The sequence below is a fragment of the Marinobacter halophilus genome (assembly GCF_003007685.1).
Lineage (GTDB): Bacteria > Pseudomonadota > Gammaproteobacteria > Pseudomonadales > Oleiphilaceae > Marinobacter > Marinobacter halophilus.
Genome location: NZ_PXNN01000003.1, coordinates 553646 through 575155 on the forward strand (window position 1 = coordinate 553646; position 21510 = coordinate 575155).

Consider the following 21510-nt stretch of genomic DNA (forward strand, 5'->3'; position numbering starts at 1 on the left):
TTTCTCCTCAGAACTTCAGGGTGATGGAGCCGCTGAATACGTGGACGTCACCGTCCGCGGTCACGTTGGTTTCATTGCCGTCAAAGTCGACCAGTGTGAAGTCCCGTTTCTGGAGCTGCTGATACTGGTAACCCAGGTCAAGACGAACTGGGTGAGCCAGCAGGCGGGTTCGGTCATAGGTGGCGCTGATGCCGAGGCCGACCACAATCTTGTCGGTGTCCAGATAGTTCAGCTCCGGGTTGCGTGTCGTCTTCAGCGGAGACTCCTCGTAGGCAAGGCCACCCCGCACCGCAAAGTTCCGGTTGAGTTGGTATTCTGCACCCACGCGGGGGATGAGCACATCGTCAAACCGGATACGGTTGTCGGCGGCTACAGAGCCCTGGTTCTTGATAGTATCGCGGGCGAAAGTGTCTTCGAGTTCTGACCAGTTCTGCTGCTCGATACTGCCTCCGACGCGCCAGCCATCACCGGAGTACTGAGTGCCAATGGCGAAGGTTTCCGGCTGGAACGAGTCAATGGTAGTCACCGCCAGGCTCAGGCCAGGGTCCGGAATGGTCTGGGTGACAATAATGTTGGAGTCCACCGTGGTAGAGGCAGAGGATTTGGTCCGGTAGGTGAATGCCGTTTCCCAGCCGTCCAGGATACAGCTGCTCTCCGGGCAGAAGGTGCTGCCAAGGTCAATGCGGGTGCCGAGAATGGTTTTCATGGAGGGCTTGGCGTTGACCGCCAGCCGTTCGCGGCTGGTTTCGCCGCCCAGGGTAGAGACCGCGTCGAGGTTGGCGGTGGCTTCAAGCGTGATTCGCACGGAGGCGCCCGCAGAAATTCCGCGCCAGATGGGAGTGGCACCGCCAATGTTCAGGAACAGAGGCTCCCTGCCATACTGCAGATACTGACCGGTTTCGCTGGTTTCGGAGCCGAATGCCAGCATTTCCTTGCCGTACTTCTCCACGCCGGCAACAAAGCCCAGATAGATGGGGTGCTTGAAGCGGGTCAGTGAGCCCAGGTTGGTCTTCATGCCAATGAGCACATGCTGGCTGGGAGAGCTTGAAAGCACATCGCCATCTGCAGTGGGGTTGGCGGAGCGCAGTTCCTGCTCGGCGTGAAGAATGCCTGCCGTCAGCTCGCCCCGGGTGTCACTGGTGAGAGAAGCGGGATTGTAGTAGGTGGCAGAAACCTGGTCGTTGAACATGGACAGCGATTGGGCCGTTGCCACATCCACCGGCATAATGCCGTAGCTGGTGCCCAGGTTACCCATGCTGGCATGGGTATTGAGAGCCAGGCCGGCAGTGGCTGTGGCAATTGCAAGGGACAGTGCCCGCATGGAAACACGGTGAGAACCTACCATGAATAAAGCTCCTGTTATTGTTGTCATTCAGGTTTTGGTGTACTAACGATAATATAGGTTATGTTTTCGCATTTACACCTTTATGCTGTACTTTAGAGGGCTTGTCTTTTTGGGACATTGGCTCGATTGACACACTCAACCGTCGAATTGATCACAAAGTGTTCGTCTCTATCTTTAAGCAAAAAAAGGGTCTTTGGTAGGGCAACTCAGGCCGGGTTTGTTGGGGATTTGTGAGTAAGTGCGGCACTTTGTATCGAAAAGGCCAGCGTGTCGCTGGCCTTTTCGAAGATGTGAAGGTGAGTGCCCGGTTACCCGGGCGGGGCTCAGTTCTGTGTGTAGGGGGACAGGTAGTTCAGATTCAGCTTGCCTGGCGGGATTTCAAGATGAATCCGGCTGTTGGCATCCACCGCGACGTTTGCAATGCCGCCACATAAGGAAGTGAACGGCCAGATTCCGCAAAGGCCACCAGTGTTCTGGCCGGTAATCTCGATTGTTCCGCGCACGTCCACATTAATGGGCACGGCCTCTATATTGCTTAATGAAATCTGCATCCGGCCATCGTCCAGGAAAGTTATGGGGCCGCGCATGCGTAGATTGTTGATTTCGTAGCTGCGCAGGTTGTGAGTTAGATTCGCTGGGCCGATGCTCGGATTCAGATACGGGGCATCCAGATAGACATTTAGCACGGTCTCAAACGTCAGCTGACCGTTTTCATCGCTGGAGATGAAACCCTTCGGCGGAATTCTTCCGGCTTCACTGTCGTCATCGTAGCGAATGCGCATCAGCATCGGGCCGGTGGGGATTTCTTCGTTCGGGCTGAGGTCGACACTCAGAATAAAATCCGGGAAGGCATCAATGAAGCTGGTGTCAATTCGGACCCAGACGCTGCTGGAGGTTGTGGCCAGGATCGACGGATAGATATCAACAGGTATCCGGGTCCCGTTATCAATGCTTTTGCCATAAACCAGGGTATCAAGCATCGCAGTGAGATAGATGGATTGATCGCTGGCACAGTCGAGCCCAACGGCGCAACCAATGTTCGCATTTTTGACAACGCTGGTGCTGTTTAGCGGCGAAACACCGTTGGCTTTCAGTCCCGCCGAGTTAGGTAGCGTCTCGTCTCCGGTCACCCCCTGTTCTGTGCCTTTCTGGTAGGCCAGATCTGAGTTGGCATCTGCGGTTGGTAGGTTGCGCAGCGGAAGGCTGACGGTTTGAGACTTCGCGGCCACCGCCACAAAGTGGTTCACCAGCGCTTCGCCGCCAAAGGTACGATTGTTTCGGTTGCGGGTGCCCTGGGTCAGCAGTTCGGTCTGAAGCGGTAAGCCTGAGGCTGAAAGAATGGGCTCATTGCTGTTCAGGGTATACCGATACTGAGCTCCCGGCTGCCAACCCGCAACGGGGGTAATAATGAGGCTGCGGGGCTCGCGCCTGATATCGTATTCGCCGGCCGGCACAGGCTCCCAAAGACCTTCCGTGAGCACCTCAAGAGAGAGGTTAACGCCTGGTGCCAGTGTTTCTGGACGGATATTTTGTGAGAATCGCACCACTAACGGTTTATGGCTCGCATACTCCGGAATCGGCAGCAAGTCATCCGTTGTTTTACCACCTGCGCAGCGGCCCTGATGGCCCTGGCTTAGGTTGATTCCGGTTTTTGTGCACGGGAAACCGGGCATGGTCACCAGCACCAGCGGTGATTGATCCTCCGGTGTGCCCGGCAGTGTGGGTGCAAGGTTGACGTTCAGGGTAGTAGAGCCAAGGCTGAAGCCAGCGGTGTCCTTGATGTTTTCCAGAATCAGGCTGTATTCCGTGCCATGAGCCAGTGGTTGATCAGGCTTAATGACCAGGATAGATCCGTTCAGAGAACGTTCAACAGCAAGCTCGTTACCACCCCCAAATAGTTTAACGGTGTCCTGATTAACGGTGCCCGGTAGTACAGGCTCTGAGAAGTAGATGATCAGCGGGTCGCCGGGGCGTAATGTATCGGCCGCCTCTTCGCCCGGCACCCAGCTTTTGATGAACGGTGCCTGGGTGTCGGCAAAATTTCCTGCCGCCGGTGCATCGTCCGGATTCCGGTAGCCCTCAAGGCGGAAAGAAATCAGCCCGGATGCCACATCCACACCCATCACGTCCGGCTCAATGATGCCAACGGCTTCGATGGACAGGGAGCCTTGTTCCACGATAGCCGTGCCTATCAGATGAACATGAAGCAGTTCCTGGGCCAGCGCGGCATTGGCGATGGTGTTGCCGGTATTGAGCGCCATGTCGATAAAGAGCTCAATCATGCGGGGCGCGTTTTCATCATCGGTGTATGGGTTTGCCATCAGGAAGCCCTCGGCATCTGACAGAAAACGGACCTCTATTGCCTCCGATGAGAAGCCGGCAGGCAGCGCCCCGGCCACATTAACATCCACATTGGACCCGGCCATCAGGGTGCCTTGGTCAATCCTCAACGGCACGCTCTGCTTGTTAGCGTCAAACCGCGGTATGTAGCCCAGCTCCGCAAACACCGTTCCCTGCGCACGGGTAATGTTGTCCTGTCCCAAAAGAATTGAGCGCAGGCCCACGGAGTTGAACCCCTCCCCGGAAAGTGAGAGGTCGCCCAGCGTGGTTGTGGCGGTTTGCGGCATCCGTTCCCGCTCACCCTTGGGTGAACGGGAATCGAGCGGCTGGAAGGTCAGGGGGGTATCGTCTGAAAGGTTCAACGATGCCTGTGCCAACATGCTGCGAATGTCGTCACTAAGATGCAGGGTGTAGGTCTGGTTGGGGTCCAGATCTGAATCAGGATCAACAGTGACTCGGTGGCCACTAATATATAACTGAGCTGCAACGGCTTCATCCTGGCCATCCAGCAATGCAATGGTGTCCCCATAACGGAGGGTTTGTTCATCCACCGGTTCGGTAAACTGAATCCGCAGGGAAGACATGTCGGTTGCAGGGTATCGATCGTTGCCCGCAGGGATAACGCGAGCCAGGTCAAAGCCAGTGCCTTCCGCGCGATCCAGTAGCGGGCCTGTAGTGGCGGGCGCGGTCGTGAATTCAATGCCGCCATTAGGCAGCGTCACCAGATCACCGCCCACCCTCAGATCCGTATTGACCAGGGTATAACGGGTGCCGGGAAGCAGCGCCTGTGCCGGCCGAACCGCCACACCCCGGTTCTCTGCGGTCATTTTCGCGTCAGTAAGCGCAACGATGTCACCGTGTTCGCTTTCGAGCTGAAGGCTTGAGGCAAGTTCATCCTCGGAGGTGGCTATACCCTGGGTAAAGCGCAGGAAAATTGGTGTGGTGGTGGCCACTGCGGCTTGCCCGGCCATGGGGTAGCTGAAATACAGGTCAGCCTTTGTTATCTCTGACCGGTTCACGGTTTGCTCGTCCCCGCCGCAGCCTGCAACAACAGACGTGGCGAGGGCCATTGCCAGAATGGAACGCTTCATACTACACCTCTTCAGAACTTGAAGGTCACAGAGCCTGCGACAACGTGGACGTCGCCATCGGTTTCGACGGTTTCATTGGCGGTTTCGCTACCAAACGGTGTTACCTGAAAATCACGCTTCTGAAGCTGCTGGTACTGGTAGCCGAGATCAAACCGGACCGGATAGGCAAACAGGCGAGTACGCTCATACTCTGCACTGACACCAAGACCTATCACTATCTTGTCATTGTCGAAATAGTTGACCTCCGGATTCTGGGTGCTGCGAAGGGGTGACTCTTCAAATGCAACGCCAGCAGTAACGGCAAACGCGCTAGTCAGTTGGTATTCACCGCCAAGTCTTGGCACCAGAATGTCATCGAAAGACATTCTCAAGCCGTCACTCACGCCACTTTGATTCTTTATAGTGTCATTGGCGAAAGCATCCTCAAGTTCCGACCACTTCTGGTGCTCGAGACTGGCCCCAATACGCCAGCCATCACCCCGGTAATGAAGGCCGAACGCGATTATTTCGGGCTGGAAAGAGTCGATGGTTGACACCGCCAGGGGCAAGCCAGGTTCTGGTATAACCTGGGGAACCACCACATTGGCGTCTACCGTGGTTTTAGTGTTAGACCGTGCGCGATAGGCGATTGCTGTCTCGAAGCCACTGACGATGCACGCCTGATCCGGGCAGAACGTTTCGCCAAGATCGGCATTGATGCTGGCAATGCCTTTGATCGACGGTTTGGCGCTAACACCGAGCCTCTCTTGACTGGTCTCACCGCCGAGGGTGGAGCGCGCATCCAGGTTGGCTTCGGCCTGCAAGGTAATCCTTGCCGCGATACCCGCATCGATTCCGCGCCAGAGTTTGGTTGCACCACCGATATTCAAAAACAGAGGCTCACGGCCATATTGCAGGAACTGGCCGTCTTCGGAGGTTTCGGACTCAAAGGCCAGCATTTCTTTGCCGTACTTCTCCACGCCGGCAATAAAGCCAAAATACAGCGGGTGCCCGAAACGCGTGAGTGACCCCAGATTGGTTTTCATGCCGACCAGCACGTGTTGGCTAGGTGAGCTGGAAACTACATCGCCGTCCCGGTTAGGGCCGCTGGCGCGCAGCTCCTGTTCGGCATGAAGAAGCCCGGTGGTCAGCTCGCCCCTTGGGTCTTTGGTCAGGTAGGCGGGATTATAATAGGTGGCGGAGACCTGTGTATTAAACATTGACAGTGCCTGCGCCGAGGCAACATCACTGGGCATAACGCCATAGGTTGTGCCGAGATTACCCATGCTGGCGTGGGCCGGTAACGACAGGGATAGACTGATCACCGAAATCGAGACGCAGAGAATCCGCTTACCTGCAAAATGAAAGCCCTTCATTCTGATACTCCGTTTTTTTTATAGTCGCTTGCCGGTCTTTTGACCGATTTATCATTATGGTTCGATCATATACCGGCATTGGGCGGATATGGTGTGGCCTTGGCGACAGAAATCATGAAGTTGAAGAGCCAATTCTGATGTAAACCACTAACTTTAGGGGGGGCTAGCCTTGTTCGCGGTGGGGTAGCCACGATAAGAATCGGTCAAAATTGTGATGGAGTTCTCAATCGGACAGGCAGAACCCTCGCGCCTCGACGAGGGTTCTGGTTGGAGCTTTTGCTTGGCAGAAAGGGGTAAGGCAGGTTCAGCAAAGTATGTAAACAATGCTGACAGTTGTCTGCTTAGTTCGCTGCCTTCTTTCTTCGCACCGCAACGAGGCCGGTGATTCCGAGACCCAACAGCGCGAGCGTCCCAGGTTCGGGCACTGCTACAGTGTCTTTGAAGTACAGGTTGATGTGGGAAAGCCCGCCACCTGTCTGTTTATCAAAGCCTGACCCATGGAAAAAAGCCCAGGAACCTGCGGAAACACCGTCCTGAAGTGAGAAGACAAACCACTCATCTGGGGTGTTACCGGTACCAAACTTGAAGCCCAGTGCCGCGCTGCTGTAGAGATCCCAGAAGCTGCTGTCGAAGGACCAGCCGCCGGTACCATCACCAACCGATGTATAACTGATATTGAAGAGGTTCGGTTCGTCGGACTTGCCCACGATGCCGTAGTCTTCTCCTGCCAGATTGTTCAGAAACAGATCGTTACCAGGGTTACCTGTCAGATTACCGCTTCCGGAAAGCAGGCAAGCCGAGGCCTCGCTGCTATCAACCTGCATGTAGTTGATTGTGGGGTCAACGTTGCAGCTGATCGGGGCCGCCTGCAGTGATCCGGCCAGCGCCAAGCCACCTGCCAGGCATACAAAACGCCGTGTTGCGTATTGAATACTCATCTTCCATGCTCCTAAGTGCGCCTATACCGAATAGGAAGAAGCATGGAGCACGCCAGTTATCCGATTTGTTTTTAAAACAGAAGGATAGAATTAAACTGTCGCCGGTCATTGGTGGGAGCTGTAAAGGTTTCTGACGCAGGTGGCAGTGGCCCGGGGGGGGCAATGTTATCCGCGGCCGAAAAGCTGCGGGAGTGTTGTTCCAGTGGTCGCCATTTCCAGCAGGGCTGAATAGATCTGTTCGGTGCGCGACACAGCCAGGGTCAGTCCTTCGCCTTCTACCAGTTCAACCTGAACTTGGGGATTAATGGATCGGAATATTTCCAGATGGGCAACCGGGGTGGTTTGATTGCAAGTGCCGTGCAATAGACGAATGGGGGCGCTCATCTCTTCAAGCAGATAGTTCCAGTCCTCTAACATGATCTTCAAATCTTCAAGATAACCCGCGCCAAGCTGATTGATGTAAAAGCCGTATGTGGCAATAACTCCCGGTTTAAACGCACTACGTCGCATTATGCTCTCGTCCGGCTCCACACCATCAAAGATGACTTCAGGCCAGTGCTCTGGGCCGAGCTTTCGCATTCTCAGAACCAGTAGTCGGATCATCAGCCGCGCAAGCCAGGGTGCGTGCCGTGCTGCCTGGATGAATATAGCCTGGTGCGCCGGCATAGTGTTGATCTGTTCCAGTTCTTTGAATGGCGGTGCAGCGGAGACGGAAACAATTCCGGTAACTGCCACCTCAGGCCGCCTTGCAAGTGCCAGGGCCGGGATCAGCGCTACCTCGTGTGAAAGGACGGTGATGTATTCAATGCCAAGTTCACTCAGAACAGTGAGCACGTCGTCGCACTGGCAAGTTAAAGAGTCTGCCTGCTTGTCTGGAGGGTCCGTTCTGCCGTATCCGGCTCTCTCCGGCGCAATTACATCCAATCCCAATCGCCACGCGACTTTCCTTTCTTCAGGAAAATCTCCGGCGCCAAATGATGGGCCGTGAAGGTAGAGCACCTGTATGCCGCCCGGCTTACCGAATCGACGCCAACCGATTCGCCGATGATCACGCAGTGTCTCGTGGATACTCATCGGGAAGTCATCATAATCAGGCGCCAGTATGTTTCCTTTGGTTGTCCCTGAGTCCATTGCGGTGGCAGCGGATGCCGCTAATGTTGCAGCCTGAACCTGGCTTTTGGCTCCGAGTTTCTGTAACAGGCTCTTAACCTGCTGCCTGACGGTGGCTACGGAACTGCCCCGCTCCTCGGCAATCTCTTCTGAGACGCAGCCCCGTGAAAGCAGGGCGAGAATGTTGCGTTCGCTGATGGTCAGGCCAAACACGTCGGCGAAGGCCAGATCAATGGATTCGGGCCAGTGTTGTTGCAAGGTGTTCAGTACAAAGGTATTCAGTTCCCGTTGGTACATTCCGACCAGAACCAGAGGCAGGGCGTTTTTATCATTGCCTTTGCGATAAGCCTTCAGCAGCGTGGGCCCCTGAGCAGTGGCCAGACGTTCCTTAAACTGATGAAACGCCTCCGGGCTAATGCCCAGGGCCACCAACCCGTCTCCCGACCGAAGTTCAAACAACTGAGCCGCGCCTACGTTCAGCGCCACCACCTGGCCAGACTCATTGAGGGCGAGAGCCGGCGCGCTGTGATCGTTCACCAGTTTGTAGAGGGGGTCGTGGCCGGCTACGCGGTCTTCCAGATCATGCAGTGCGGTGGACAATTCCAGGGCTACCTCAGTGGGCAAAATGGCCGGTGAACTTAGGTTTGGTGCCAAAGCCACTATGAGATCAGCAAACTCCGCCTTTCTGGCAGCAACGGCCGAAATCAACTCTTTGAGGTTGTTGTTATCTGACATCTGGCTCCACCGAATTTATCCTACCCAATAAACGGTGCCTGGGTGCTTCCGGATCACTTTATACCATGTGGTAGATTGCGCGGCAGTCGGGTTTGTCGTTTTTGAAGTGGCTGCTGACGGTCGCAATGGCGCCGCAAACCGACACCCTGATGCGTGAGGCAATGAGCGGCCTTGAATCTCTAACGAAGCGGCTGGTCATCGGCGCTCCAGCCTCTACCAAGACCCTACGGTTCCTCTTCCCGGCTTTCGAGGGCCGATGGCCGTTGCCGGAGAAACCGGCGGAGCGGGTTGCCTGCGAGCGGCAGTGTCCTCTGAACGATGAGTGCCAGGGGATATGGCTGGATGAGGAAACTGGGGGTGGTTCAGGCAGGCCGCCACGGATCTTGCGATCCGGTGACGACCTGACGGTCATCAGACCTGTGGTGGGTTACTCGGGTCCGGATACGACACTTCACCCAATCCTGGGAGTGGGATGAAGCGGGTTGGACCGTTATCTGGCCCGCAAGACTCATCCGTGCTCATGGTTGAGATCGCCACGGAAGGAATTCGAGAACTTTGGTCATTGTCCTCGTCGACGAAAATGCGAACGGTGTTTTCATCGTTGGTGTTGTCCAGGAACTGCAAGCCTGCAACCAAAGGCGCGTCAGCGATGGCAGAAAATCCGATCGAGTAGCCGTCCGGGCAAGAGAGCACTGTTCCACTTGGGGTTCGTTCTCGCACCAACCGTTTGATATTACTGATCTGAACAACATCCCCGGAAACGAATCTTCCATTTCCATCGTCCTTCAATGTCGAGATTAGCAGGCTTTGCTCATCCTCGCCGGTGCCGAATACGATGGATGTCGCTTCGGCATTTTCATCACCACGATAAGGCGATTCAATGCTGACTTTGTAGTCCTCTGGAGGATTGCTGCCAAACAGGTCGGCCACAAAAACAGACGCAAAGTTGTTGAACTTCACCTGCGATGCCGTGCCACCATTGGGTGTGGTGGTGATGCTCAGGTTCGGCGCATCAAAGGCGTACATGCCTTTGAAGTCGTTATCGGCTAAACGCTGCTGGAACAGGCGTGATCTGAACGGCTGAGCGTACTCAAAACTGCTCAGTGCGTTTTGTTGGGCCTGGGAGAACTCGCCAAAGACATGGGTTTCGGTAAAGCTGAAAGTCAGGCCATAGGTGGTGTTATTCTTGGTTACAACAACCGGAGCGCTTGCTTCATTGCCATTTGGGCCGAAGTTAAAGTAGAAGTTGTCCATAACAACTCTGCTGCTGCCCATATCCCCGTTGCTGCTCTCTCCAACCCATTCCCTTATCAGACTGACCTCACCATTAATCGTGGCGACGACTGTGCTTGGATTGGCCGGGTCGACGAGTTCGCACTCATTAAAGATCAGAAGGGCGACTTTTCTGAAGAGCGCTGCGGTACTGGTACTGTTCGGGTATGCCCCCAGTTCTGCTTCATTAGCCGCAACATCTTTTGAAGCCACTCTGAAGGAATTGGCGGGTGTTCCCTCGGCTGGGCTAGCGGGTGTTGCTACATCGCCAAAGGTGCCCGCGCCACATCGATAGTTGGTGAAGTCATCTTGATCAGTCCAAAACGAAAGCCTTTCTGTACTCGACGTAGAATTACCCTCAATGAGCTGCCAGCGTAAGAGGTTATACAATTCCGCCGGAAACGCCTGCTCTGGCAACCCTTTCATCTCATCCAGCGCCGCCGCCGGATCCTGGCTAAACGCAAACGCGGCCGGGAAAGTTGGCCCATCCGGCGTCGTATCCTCTTCCACCTGCTGATTGCCAGAGGAACTGGAACCACCACAACCCACCAGCGCCAGCGAGGTGGTTAAAACCGCTAAACCGAGGAGATTCTTCTTTGTATTCATGGTCGACATCCATTCTGATCACGGGATTAAGTGCCCGAACAGAGTAGGAGAGCGACAAAAACGGAGCATCTACCATCTGGTATAAAAGATGAGATTTACACGGAAATAAGTTGTAAAAGTTTGTAAAACGCGGGAGTTTGCCTAGGAGTGAATAGCGGCAGCGATGCGAACGGATAAATGGTGGGCCCAGCAAGACTCGAACTTGCGACCAAGGGATTATGAGTCCCCTGCTCTAACCAACTGAGCTATAGGCCCTAAAGCAAAGCGGGCGCCATTATACCCATGAGGGTTGGCGCCCGCTACTGTGTTTGCTGTTTTAGCTGTTGCCCTGGTCGTCAATAAAGCCGCGCAGGTGATCGGAGCGGGAAGGGTGGCGCAGTTTGCGCAGAGCCTTGGCTTCGATCTGTCGGATACGCTCACGGGTAACATCGAACTGCTTGCCGACTTCCTCGAGAGTGTGGTCGGTATTCATTTCAATGCCGAAGCGCATGCGCAGTACTTTGGATTCGCGAGCGGTCAGGCCGGCCAGCACGGAGCGGGTGGCTTCGCGCAGACCTTCGGCGGTGGCAGAATCCACCGGCGACAGGGCCTGGATATCTTCAATGAAATCGCCCAGATGGCTGTCTTCATCGTCACCGATCGGGGTTTCCATGGAGATCGGCTCTTTGGCGATCTTCAGTACCTTGCGGATCTTGTCTTCCGGCATTTCCATGCGTTCGCCAAGCTCTTCAGGGGTGGGCTCGCGGCCCATTTCCTGCAGCATCTGACGGGAGATGCGGTTGAGCTTGTTGATGGTCTCGATCATGTGCACCGGAATCCGGATGGTTCGGGCCTGATCCGCGATGGAGCGGGTGATGGCCTGACGGATCCACCAGGTGGCGTAGGTAGAGAACTTGTAGCCACGACGGTACTCGAACTTGTCGACCGCTTTCATCAGGCCGATGTTGCCTTCCTGGATCAGGTCCAGGAACTGCAGGCCGCGGTTGGTGTATTTCTTGGCGATGGAAATAACCAGTCGCAGGTTGGCCTCAACCATTTCTTTCTTGGCCCGACGGGCTTTCGCTTCGCCAATGGACACACGACGGTTGATTTCCTTGATATCAACCACGTCCAGATCCACTTCGACCTGCACGTTATGGATGCGCTTCTGCAGACGGACGATTTCGTCCAGGCGCTCACCAATGGCCGCGCCGTAAGCCTTTTTGCTTTTGGCGATCTGCGGAGCCCAGTCCAGATTGACTTCGTTGCCCGGAAATACCTTGATGAAATCCTTGCGGGGCATTTTGCAGTCGCGAATACAGATCTGCATGATGGCCCGTTCGTTTTCGCGCACCAGGTCGTTGGTGGAGCGAACCACTCGGACCAGTTCATCAAAGGCTTTGTTGCCCAGCTTGAACGGGGCAAACACCTGGCCCAGTTCGTTCAGAGCTTCCTGGGTTTTCTTGTGGCTGCGACCGTGTTTGGCAAGGGCTGCGCTGGCGGCATCCAGCTTTTCCTTCAATAGCTCGAAGCGCAGGCGGGTCTCTTCGGGATCTGGGCCGCTTTCTTTTTCTTCTTCGTCGGTGTCGTCATCGTCGTCATCGACATCGTTGCTGTCGTTGTCATCAGCGGAGGTATCTTCGCTGGTGACTTCACCCATGAACGGCTCGGCGTCGTCCGGATCAAGAAAACCGGTCACGATGTCGCTGATGCGGCCTTCGTTTTCGATGATGCGCTCATAAGCCTGCAGAACGGTGCCTGCCGTGCCGGGGAAGTGGGCAACCGCCGCCATGACGTCGCGGATGCCTTCTTCGATCCGTTTGGCGATGACGATTTCACCTTCACGAGTCAGCAGCTCTACGGTGCCCATCTCGCGCATGTACATGCGGACGGGGTCTGTGGTGCGGCCGGCGTCGGATTCCACGGCGGCGAGGGCAGCTGCGGCTTCAGCGGCGGCGGCTTCATCGGCGGTGGAGTCGCCTTCGGTCATCAGCAGCGTATCGGCGTCCGGTGTTTCTTCACACACCTGGATGCCCATGTCGTTGATCATCCGGATAATGTCTTCAACCTGATCCGGATCTGCGATATCTTCTGGCAGGTGGTCATTGACCTCAGCGTAAGTCAGGTAACCTTGTTCCTTGCCTCGTGCGATGAGGTCTTTTAAACGTGATTTCTGCGAATTGCCTGACATAGACACCCTGTAGACTCGCTTTTAAAGAGGAAAAAAGTTAAACAGCCATTATAGCTGTCGCTTATCTGGTCTGCCACCGATGGTTAGATGGTGATCAATGGCAATGGTTTCAAGTGTTCAGCCCTCAGTTCCCGGATTTAATGTGCCGGCGCTGAGGGTTCTCAGCTCATCCCGTTGTTCCGGGGAGAGCGTTGCCAGGTTCCGGAGCAGAGTGGCCAGCTTTTGCTGGCGCGCGGCTTCTTCATTCGGGCTTAGTAGCTCTCTGGCGGCTGCCAGTGTGCTGTCCCGTGCCGGTATGTGCTCCAGTCCGTCAAACAGGTTGTAGAACCTGTCGCGGGCCTGTTTGTCTGTTGCCAGCCCCGCCACCAATGCCTTGCGGGTCCGGATGTCCTGCTCCAGTAGCCAGCGGGCAAAACGCCCGGCCTGCTCCAGTTGTCGCGTGCTGTCGGCCAGAGCTTTGACTTCGGTGGCCAGCTCCGGCGTCTCCAGCAAGGCCAGGCACAGTGTGCTGTCTTTGCTCAGTTTGACGTCAATGCGTTCTTCCGTCGGCCGGTTCTGGCGTTCGCCTCGCCAACCTTTGGCTTTGTAACTTTGGTTGCCCTGCGGTCTGCTCTGCCACTGATTGCGACCGCCGCACAGGCGCAGCATTTCGTGCCACATGGCGTCCCGAAGGGTGCTGCGGGGCATCTTGTTCAGCAGTGGCTCGGCTCGGGCCCTCAGTTCGCCCCGATGTTCCGGCAACTGCAGGTCCAGACCCTCACTCTGGCGGTCAAACAGATAACGCGAAAGTGGTGTGGCACCTTCGATACGTTTCTGGAAGGCTTCGGCACCTTCTTTGCGGACCAGGGTATCCGGGTCCTCGCCTTGAGGCAGCATCAGGAACTGCAGATGCAGGCCGTCTGCCATCAGTTCCAGTGCGTTTTCCATGGCGCGGTCAGCAGCCCGGAAGCCGGCCTGATCGCCGTCAAAGCAAAACACAATGTGCCGAACCTGCCGGAGCAGCGCGGTCAGGCTGTCCTGATTGGTCGCGGTACCCAGCGTTGCCACGGCGTAGTGAATGCCGTGCTGAGCCAGTGCGATTACGTCCATGTAGCCTTCGACTACCAGCAATTTATCGAGCTGGCGGATGGCTTGCCGGGCTTCGTGCAGGCCGTAAATCTCGCGGCTCTTATGGAATACGTCCGATTCCGGCGAGTTGATGTACTTGGCCTTGTCATCGCCCAGTGTGCGCCCACCGAAGGCAATGGTTTTGCCCCGGGTGTTCCGGATCGGGAACATTACCCGGTTGCGGAACAGATCCCTCGGTTTGCCGTATTTGTCGGAAACGGTTTTGGTTTCCAGCAAGGGTGCCTTCAGGTCTTTTGGTGCTGCCTCGTACAGAGCGGTGCCGGTGCCCGGTGCAAAGCCAACCTGGTACTGTTCGATAATCGCGTCGTCCAGGCCCCGCTGTTTCAGGTAATCCCGTGCATAAGCGCCTTGCTGGCTGGCCAGTGCCGAATGATAAAACTTGCCGGCAAAGTCCAGGGCATCGGTCAGCGTCCGGGCCTGTTGCATTTCCTGCTTGGCGGCCTGGTCGTAAGGCACTTCCATGCCAGCGCGCCTGGCCAGTTCTTCGACGGCTTCGGTAAAGCCCAGGCCTTCAAACTCACGGATAAAACTGATCGCATCGCCATGAGCGCCGCAACCGAAGCAATGATAAAAGCCTTTGTCCGGCCGTACATTGAAAGAGGGTGTTTTCTCGTCATGAAACGGGCAGCAGGCTTTATAGTTGGCGCCGGCCTTTTTAAGAGTAATGCGGGAGCCGATCAGTTCCCCCAGATCAATACGATCCAGCAGGTCTTCAACAAATCGTTGAGGAATCAGTCCGCTCATGGTGGCTCCACTTCATCCGGAGTGCCGGATACAGACGTTATTCACCATAGCCAAAAATGCCGCCGAAGCCAGGCCTCGGCGGCATTTTCAGTTTGCCGGAGAAGGCGAAACGCCGTTCCGGCAATCAGTCGTGCGGTCGATACGATCTGAACTCAGTACAGACGCTCGAACTTGCGCTGTTCCCGCTGAAGCTTCTTGAGATGACGCTTAACGGCAGCAGCTGCTTTGCGCTTACGTACGGCAGTCGGCTTCTCGTAGTGCTCACGACGACGTACTTCAGACAGTACGCCGGCTTTTTCGCAGGAACGCTTGAAACGACGCAGTGCTACATCAAACGGCTCGTTCTCTTTCACTTTAACAGCTGGCATTCGAAAATCACCTACCTGATTGATTCGGTTTCAATGTATTCGACCGGCGCTTTACGTCCGGTCGGCTCGATCCCTGGTCAGATTGGCTAAAACTCGACCAGTGCATAATTTAGGGCGGCAATGATAGCCCCTGGGCAGGTTCAGGTCAATGACTGTTCAATGAATCTGCCAGAGCCTTTCCGGTTTCTGCTAAAATGCCGTCTGCTTTTAATGACCCTTTTTGGACGCGACCCTGCTTATGCTGATTCTTGGTATCGAAACCTCCTGTGATGAAACCGGCGTTGCCCTGTTTGACGATGGGCTGGGTTTGCTCGCCCATGTGCTGTTCAGTCAGATAGATATGCATGCCGATTATGGTGGTGTGGTGCCGGAGCTGGCTTCACGCGACCATGTGCGCAAATTACTGCCGCTGTGCGATCAGGTGCTGGCCAGTGCCGGCAAAACCCGGGCGGATATTGACGGCATTGCCTACACCGCTGGCCCTGGCTTGGTCGGCGCGCTGATGGTGGGTGGATCGGTGGCCCATGCCCTCGGGTTTGCTTTGGGTATTCCTGTGTTGGGTGTGCATCACATGGAAGGGCACCTGCTGGCGCCGATGCTGGAAGACAACCCGCCGGAGTTTCCGTTCGTGGCACTGCTGGTTTCTGGGGGTCATACCCAGCTGGTCAAGGTGGACGGCATTGGTGAATACCAGATGCTCGGCGAATCCGTGGATGATGCCGCCGGCGAGGCGTTTGACAAGACCGCCAAGATGCTCGGGCTGGATTACCCTGGCGGGCCCCGGGTCGCGGCACTGGCAGAAAAGGGCCGTGAGGGACAGTACCGGTTCCCGCGCCCGATGACCGATCGCCCGGGGCTGGATTTCAGTTTCAGCGGGTTGAAAACCTTCACGTTGAATACGGTGAATGCGGCGAGGGACAAGGGTGCACTGGATGATCAGGTCAGGGCGGATATCGCACTGGCGTTTGAAACGGCGGTTGTGGATACCCTCACCATCAAATGCCGGCGGGCGCTGGAGCAGACTGGCTGCAAGCGGTTGGTGATTGCCGGCGGAGTCAGTGCCAACAAGCGGTTGCGGGCCGGGCTGGAGAAAATGGCCGCTAAAACCCGGGGCTCGGTGTTCTATGCTCGCCCTGAGTTTTGTACCGACAACGGGGCGATGATTGCCTATGCCGGTACCCAGCGCCTGAAAGCCGGCCAGCGGGACGGTGAGCGAATTGTGTCTGTGCCGCGGTGGCCAATGAATACCCTGCCGCCGGTGCATGAGCCCAGAGCGAATGGGCTGGTGGATTGACCCGTTACAGGCCGGTTTCTCGCCCCTGCGCCAGCCGGATCAGATTGTTGCGATGGCGCACCACAATCAACAGCGCCAACAGCCCGAACAGGGGCAGTGTGTCTGGTTCAATCAAGGCACTGATGATCGGACCGCTGATGATGGCGACCAGTGAGGCGACGGCTGAAATGCGCCATCGCCACATAAAGATCAACCATATGGCCGCCATGATGAAGGTGGTCACCGGAGCCAGTGCCAGTCCGGCGCCTAAAGCCGTCGCCACGCCCTTGCCGCCTTTGAAGCGATAGAACAGAGGGATCATGTGGCCGGTGACGGCGCAGAGGGCAACCATGGCCTGTACCAGGATCGACAGGCCGGCAAGGTGGGTCAGCCATACTGGCAGCCAGCCCTTGAACGCGTCTAGCGCCAGGGTCACCAGAGCCGGTCGCCAGCCGCCGGCCCGGTAAACGTTGGTGGCCCCGGGGTTGCCCGAACCTTGCGCTCTGGGGTCTGGCAGGTGCCACAGGCGACACACCGGCAAGGCGAACAGCACGGAGCCCGCCAGGTAGGCACTGAAGCAGAGCAGGACAATCAGTATCGGGTTGTTGGTCAGGTCCATGATTGCATCGCGGGCGCACAGACGGCACCAGGTGTTCTGTGAGAAAATGCCCGTTCTGAAGATTCAACAAGCAGATGAGTGGTCACAGTATCGCTTGCCTGCACATTATTCAATCAGCCTTGAGTGCAATACACTGGGAGTCCGGTTTGGCAGAGCGTAGCGTAGATACGGTGCTCATTGAGGGCCTGGCGGTAGACACCGTGGTGGGTGTTTATGACTGGGAGCGGGAGGTCACCCAGCGACTGCTGGTCGACCTGGAGATGGCTTGGGATAACCGGGTGCCGGGTGCCAGTGATAATGTCGCCGATGCACTGGATTACGCCGCGGTCAGCGAGCGGGTAACCCAGTGCTTGCAAGTGCTCCAGCCTCAGTTGCTGGAACGGGCAGCGGAAGAAGTTGCTGCGATGCTGCAATCGGAGTTTGGCGTGCGTTGGCTGCGGCTGGCTCTGCATAAGCCCGGTGCTGTGCCTTCGGCGCGCTCCGTTGGCGTAAGAGTCGAGCGTGGAGTTCGGGCATGAGCCGGGTCTACATCAGCATTGGTAGCAATATTGAGCGTTACCGGCACGTGACCGCCGCGCTGGATGCACTGGAAGCCTGGTTTGGCGAGCTGGTGATTTCGCCAGTGTACGAGAGCGAATCGGTTGGCTTCGAAGGCTCGGACTTTCTCAACCTGGTCGTGGGCATTGACACTGACCTGGCAGTGGGCGAGCTGTCGCGTCGGTTCAAACAGCTGGAAGCGGACAACGGCAGAATGCGATCGGCGCCAAAGTTCAGCCCCCGGACGCTGGATCTGGACATCCTGACGTTTGATCAAATCGCAGGCATTGTCGACGGTGTTGAACTGCCCCGTGCCGAAATCCTGAGCAATGCTTTCGTATTGCTGCCGCTGGCAGACATCGCCGGCGATGAATTGCATCCGGTGTGCCGGCAGTCGTATCACCAGCTCTGGCACAGCTATGAGCGCGACCAGAAACTGTGGCCGGTGGATTTCAACTGGCAGGGCAGGAAAATTTCACGGTCGGTTGGCTGAGCGGAATCGTCGAATCAGGTGGTCGGTGGCGCTGTCACCGGCACTGCCTGTTTTCTCCTCATCCAGCAGCCGTGGCAGTATCTCGTTGCCGATTTGTTTGCCCAGTTCGACCCCCCACTGATCAAAACAATCCAGATCCCAGATTACGCTCTGCACGAAGGTTCGGTGCTCATACAGTGCAATCAGTGCGCCCAGGGTTTCCGGGTTGAGTCTGTTCATCATCAGGATGTTACTGGGCTTGTTGCCGGGAATCTCTTTGTGGGTCGCCAGCGTTTTTGCGGTGCTTTCATCGACGCCGCTATCGAGCATTTCCTGTTCGGCTTCTGCCCGGGTTTTACCGGCCATCATGGCCCGGGCCTGGCTCAGGCAATTGGCAAACAGGGTGGCGTGATGGTGCGCCACGGCATGGTGGGATTGCAGGGGGATAATGAAATCGACAGGGATCAGCCGGGTGCCCTGGTGAATCAGCTGATGATAGGCGTGCTGACCGTTGGCTCCGATACCGCCCCAGAGTATCGGGCCGGTCTGATAGTCAACGTGCTGGCCGTTCTGGCTTACCCGCTTGCCATTGCTCTCCATATCCAGCTGCTGCAGATGTTCTGGCAGGTGCTTCAGGTACTCGTCGTAGGGCACAACCGCGTGGCTTTCCGCGCCCCAGAAATTATTGTACCAGACACTCAGCATCGCCATCACCACGGGCAGATTGCGCTCGGCGGGCTGGTCCCGGAAATGGCAGTCCATGGCGTGGGCGCCGTTGAGTAACGCCCGAAAGTGATCCATCCCCAGGGTCAGGGCGATGGGCAGGCCGATCGCCGACCACAACGAATAACGACCGCCAACCCAGTCCCACATCGGGAAAATGTTGCCGGGGTCAATGCCGAAACGGGTGGCTTCGGCGATGTTGGTGGTCACCGCCAGAAAATGCGAGGCGACGGCCGCCTCAGCGCCCCCGTGTGCCATGAACCACTGCCTGGCCACCAGGCTGTTTTCCAGAGTTTCCTGGGTGCGGAAGGATTTGGACTGAATCAGGAAGAGTGTGGTTTCCGGATCAAGCCGAGACAGGGTTTCGGCAATGTTGGTGCCATCAATGTTGGCGACAAAGTGGCATCGTACATTGCCTTGCCAATAGGGTTTCAAGGCTTCAACCACCAGCTTGGGGCCCAGGAAGGAGCCACCGATGCCAATACTGACTACGTCGGTAAAGGTTTTTCCGGTATAGCCAGCTTGTTTACCCGAATGCACGGCTGCGACCAGTTTTTCCATACGCGCCAGCGTGGTATGAATTTCCGTAATGATGTTGTTGCCGTCGACCCGGACGTCTTCGTCGCTGGGCTGGCGTAGCGCCGTGTGCAGAGCAGGGCGGTTTTCGGTGATGTTGACGATGTCACCAGCAAACAGAGCCGCCTTGCGCTGAGAAAGACCGCAGGCATCGGCAAGTTCCGTGAGCGCGGTTAATACATCGTCAGTCAGGCGGTTGCGGGAAAAATCCAGGGTCAGGCCGGCACCGTCGATCAGATAGCGGTTGGCGCGCTCCGGATCCTGCTGAAAGAACTCTCGCATGGACGTTCCGGTCAGCCGTTCCTTGTGCTGAACCAGAGCCTGCCACTGTGGACGATGGGTGGGTGTTGCCGGTTTGTCAGCCATCAGAGCATCCTTTCTGTTTGCCGCTCCTGCAGGCAGAAGCGGCGGTTCCGGGAACTATCGGGTAATGCAGAGATTATCGATCAGCCGGGTAGTACCCAGGAATGCTGCGACCAGTAGTGTAATTTCCTGGTCGGCTGGGGTGGCGGGCTTCAGCGTGTGGCTGTTCACGATGTTGAAGTAATCGGGGCGCAGTCCGGCTCGGGCAAGAGTCTCCCGGGCTTCGCGTTCAAGCTCGTGATGATCGGTGCGGCCCTGCTCCAGTTGTGTCGCAATGTTGATCAGGGTTTGATGTACCACCGGTGCAACAGCTCTTTCCTGTTTAGAAAGGTAGCCATTGCGGGAGCTTTTGGCCAGGCCGTCGTCTTCACGCACTGTTGGTGCCCCGATGATCTCCGTCGGGATCAGCAGGTCACGGGTGAGCTTGCGAATCACCGCCAGTTGCTGGAAATCTTTCTCACCGAACACGGCAATGTCCGGCTGGACCATGTTGAACAGTATGGTGACCACCGTGGCGACGCCTTCAAAATGCCCTGGCCTGCTGGCACCGCAATGGCCTTCACTGACTTCCGGGACCACCACCTTGGTTTGCCGGGCCAGACCTTCCGGGTAGATTTCCTCCGCGGAGGGGGCAAAGACCAGCGTGTTGCCTGCGGCTGCAAGCTTGTCCTGATCCTCCCCGAGGGTGCGGGGATAGGTGGCCAGATCTTCGTTGGCACCGAATTGCATCGGATTGACAAAGATGCTGGTCACCACAACGTCCGCCGCCTCTGAGGCTTTGCGTACCAGTGAAATGTGGCCTTCATGCAAGTTGCCCATGGTGGGTACCAGGCCGATGGTTTTTCCCTGCTGCCGCAAGCTGCGCAGTATGGATCGTAATTCTTTGAGTGAATGTACAGTTCTCATGCCTTGAACGTATGCTCCGCGGCCGGGAATGAGCGTTCTTTCACCGCGGTGGCGTAGGCGGCAATCGCTTCGGGAATCGAGTGGGTCTCAGCCAGGAAGTTTTTCACAAACCGTGGCTTGCGGCCGACGGTGATGCCGAGCATGTCGTGCAGCACCAGGACCTGGCCATCGGTGTCGCAGCCCGCGCCAATGCCAATGACCGGGGCCCGGACGGCCTGGGTAATGCGGGCAGCCAGGGGTGCTGGTACGCATTCGAGCAGGATGATATCGGCACCGGCTGATTCGAGTTCACAGGCGTGTTCGATCATCGCTTCGGCCGTCTTTTCATCGCGGCCCTGAACCTTGTAGCCGCCAAATTTATTGACGAACTGCGGTGTGAGTCCAAGGTGGGCGCACACCGGCACACCTCGCTCACTCAACGCTTCAATGGTGTCTCTCATCCAGTCGGTGCCCTCGAGTTTCACCATGTGCGCGCCGGCGCGCATCAGCTCCGCGGCGTTGTCGAGGGCATCGGTGACTGTGCCGTACGACATGAACGGCATGTCCGCCATAATCAACGAGCCGGTGTTGCCTTTGGCAACGCAACTGGTGTGGTAAACCATCTGTTCCATGGTCACCGGCAAGGTGCTGTCGTGGCCCTGAAGGACCATGCCCAGGGAGTCACCAATCAGGATAACGTCTACGCCTGCCTCGCTGACCACGTGTGCGAAGGTGGCATCGTAGGAGGTAAGGGCAGAGAAGGCTTCGCCCTTTTGTTTGTATTCCCGCAGGGTGTTGATGGTAACTGCCATAAGATCCTTGCCTTTTGGGTGGATGGACCAGCGTTGTCTCGGGGTCTT

The 21510-nt window shown here is 56.7% G+C and carries 15 protein-coding genes, 1 tRNA gene and 1 pseudogene; 3 read left to right on the forward strand and 14 right to left on the reverse strand.

All coding sequences use genetic code 11. From position 1 onward, the window contains the following. Positions 1–7: 7 nt before the first annotated feature. From aupA (C7H08_RS02535) to rpsU, 10 genes and pseudogenes are all read right to left on the reverse strand, one after another. A complete protein-coding gene (aupA, locus tag C7H08_RS02535; RefSeq protein ID WP_106670170.1) occupies positions 8–1345 on the reverse strand; it encodes an alkane uptake protein AupA in 1338 nt (445 codons plus the stop codon). Between the two features lie 323 nt (positions 1346–1668). Next, on the reverse strand, positions 1669–4776 hold the full coding sequence (locus C7H08_RS02540; RefSeq protein WP_106670171.1) for an Ig-like domain-containing domain: 3108 nt from the start codon (positions 4774–4776) through the stop codon (positions 1669–1671). Between the two features lie 11 nt (positions 4777–4787). Continuing rightward, on the reverse strand, positions 4788–6131 hold the full coding sequence (gene aupA / locus C7H08_RS02545) for an alkane uptake protein AupA (protein ID WP_106670172.1): 1344 nt from the start codon (positions 6129–6131) through the stop codon (positions 4788–4790). Positions 6132–6472: 341 nt separating this feature from the next. Next, positions 6473–6565: pseudogene (locus C7H08_RS18525) on the reverse strand (VPDSG-CTERM sorting domain-containing protein); the annotation flags it as partial. Positions 6566–7234: 669 nt separating this feature from the next. Beyond that, complete coding sequence (locus C7H08_RS02555; RefSeq protein WP_106670174.1) at positions 7235–8914, reverse strand: LuxR C-terminal-related transcriptional regulator; 1680 nt, start codon at positions 8912–8914, stop codon at positions 7235–7237. 411 nt (positions 8915–9325) lie between these two features. After that, entirely contained in the window at positions 9326–10792 is a 1467-nt protein-coding gene (locus C7H08_RS02560; RefSeq protein WP_106670175.1) for a hypothetical protein, read from the reverse strand. Positions 10793–10970: 178 nt separating this feature from the next. Continuing rightward, a tRNA-Ile gene (locus C7H08_RS02565) sits at positions 10971–11047 on the reverse strand. A 61-nt stretch (positions 11048–11108) separates the two neighbouring features. Beyond that, positions 11109–12962: an RNA polymerase sigma factor RpoD gene (rpoD, locus tag C7H08_RS02570; protein WP_106670176.1), complete on the reverse strand. Its 1854-nt coding sequence runs from the start codon at positions 12960–12962 to the stop codon at positions 11109–11111. A gap of 117 nt (positions 12963–13079) precedes the next feature. Next, positions 13080–14834 carry a DNA primase gene (dnaG, locus tag C7H08_RS02575; RefSeq protein WP_106670177.1) on the reverse strand — a complete coding sequence of 585 codons (1755 nt, stop codon included), beginning with the start codon at positions 14832–14834 and terminating at the stop codon, positions 13080–13082. A gap of 152 nt (positions 14835–14986) precedes the next feature. Further along, a complete protein-coding gene (gene rpsU, locus C7H08_RS02580) occupies positions 14987–15202 on the reverse strand; it encodes a 30S ribosomal protein S21 (RefSeq protein ID WP_007153483.1) in 216 nt (71 codons plus the stop codon). A 238-nt stretch (positions 15203–15440) separates the two neighbouring features. Between rpsU and tsaD the strand changes: the two genes are divergently transcribed. Next, positions 15441–16496: a tRNA (adenosine(37)-N6)-threonylcarbamoyltransferase complex transferase subunit TsaD gene (gene tsaD / locus C7H08_RS02585; protein WP_106670259.1), complete on the forward strand. Its 1056-nt coding sequence runs from the start codon at positions 15441–15443 to the stop codon at positions 16494–16496. A 4-nt stretch (positions 16497–16500) separates the two neighbouring features. On the opposite strand, the gene plsY is transcribed toward tsaD, so the two are convergent. Next, positions 16501–17094, reverse strand: a complete 594-nt coding sequence (gene plsY / locus C7H08_RS02590) for a glycerol-3-phosphate 1-O-acyltransferase PlsY (protein ID WP_106670178.1) — start codon at positions 17092–17094, stop codon at positions 16501–16503. 146 nt (positions 17095–17240) lie between these two features. Between plsY and folB the strand changes: the two genes are divergently transcribed. Both folB and folK read left to right on the forward strand, forming a co-directional pair. Beyond that, positions 17241–17612 (forward strand): dihydroneopterin aldolase, encoded by a 372-nt coding sequence (gene folB / locus C7H08_RS02595; RefSeq protein ID WP_227663230.1) that lies wholly within the window; start codon positions 17241–17243, stop codon positions 17610–17612. After that, the gene (gene folK / locus C7H08_RS02600; RefSeq protein ID WP_106670180.1) at positions 17609–18124 is read left to right on the forward strand and encodes a 2-amino-4-hydroxy-6-hydroxymethyldihydropteridine diphosphokinase; all 516 of its coding nucleotides are present in this window, start codon (positions 17609–17611) and stop codon (positions 18122–18124) included. Before folB ends, folK begins: the two co-directional genes overlap by 4 nt. On the opposite strand, the gene pgi is transcribed toward folK, so the two are convergent. Genes pgi through panB form a run of 3 tightly spaced genes read right to left on the reverse strand, consistent with a single transcriptional unit; the run spans position 18107 to position 21462 of the window. Then, the gene (gene pgi, locus C7H08_RS02605; protein WP_106670181.1) at positions 18107–19768 is read right to left on the reverse strand and encodes a glucose-6-phosphate isomerase; all 1662 of its coding nucleotides are present in this window, start codon (positions 19766–19768) and stop codon (positions 18107–18109) included. The genes folK and pgi overlap by 18 nt on opposite strands. A gap of 54 nt (positions 19769–19822) precedes the next feature. Next, positions 19823–20671 carry a pantoate--beta-alanine ligase gene (gene panC, locus C7H08_RS02610; protein ID WP_106670182.1) on the reverse strand — a complete coding sequence of 283 codons (849 nt, stop codon included), beginning with the start codon at positions 20669–20671 and terminating at the stop codon, positions 19823–19825. Further along, positions 20668–21462 carry a 3-methyl-2-oxobutanoate hydroxymethyltransferase gene (panB, locus tag C7H08_RS02615; RefSeq protein ID WP_106670183.1) on the reverse strand — a complete coding sequence of 265 codons (795 nt, stop codon included), beginning with the start codon at positions 21460–21462 and terminating at the stop codon, positions 20668–20670. The genes panC and panB overlap by 4 nt, the downstream gene beginning before the upstream one ends. Positions 21463–21510 lie beyond the last annotated feature (48 nt).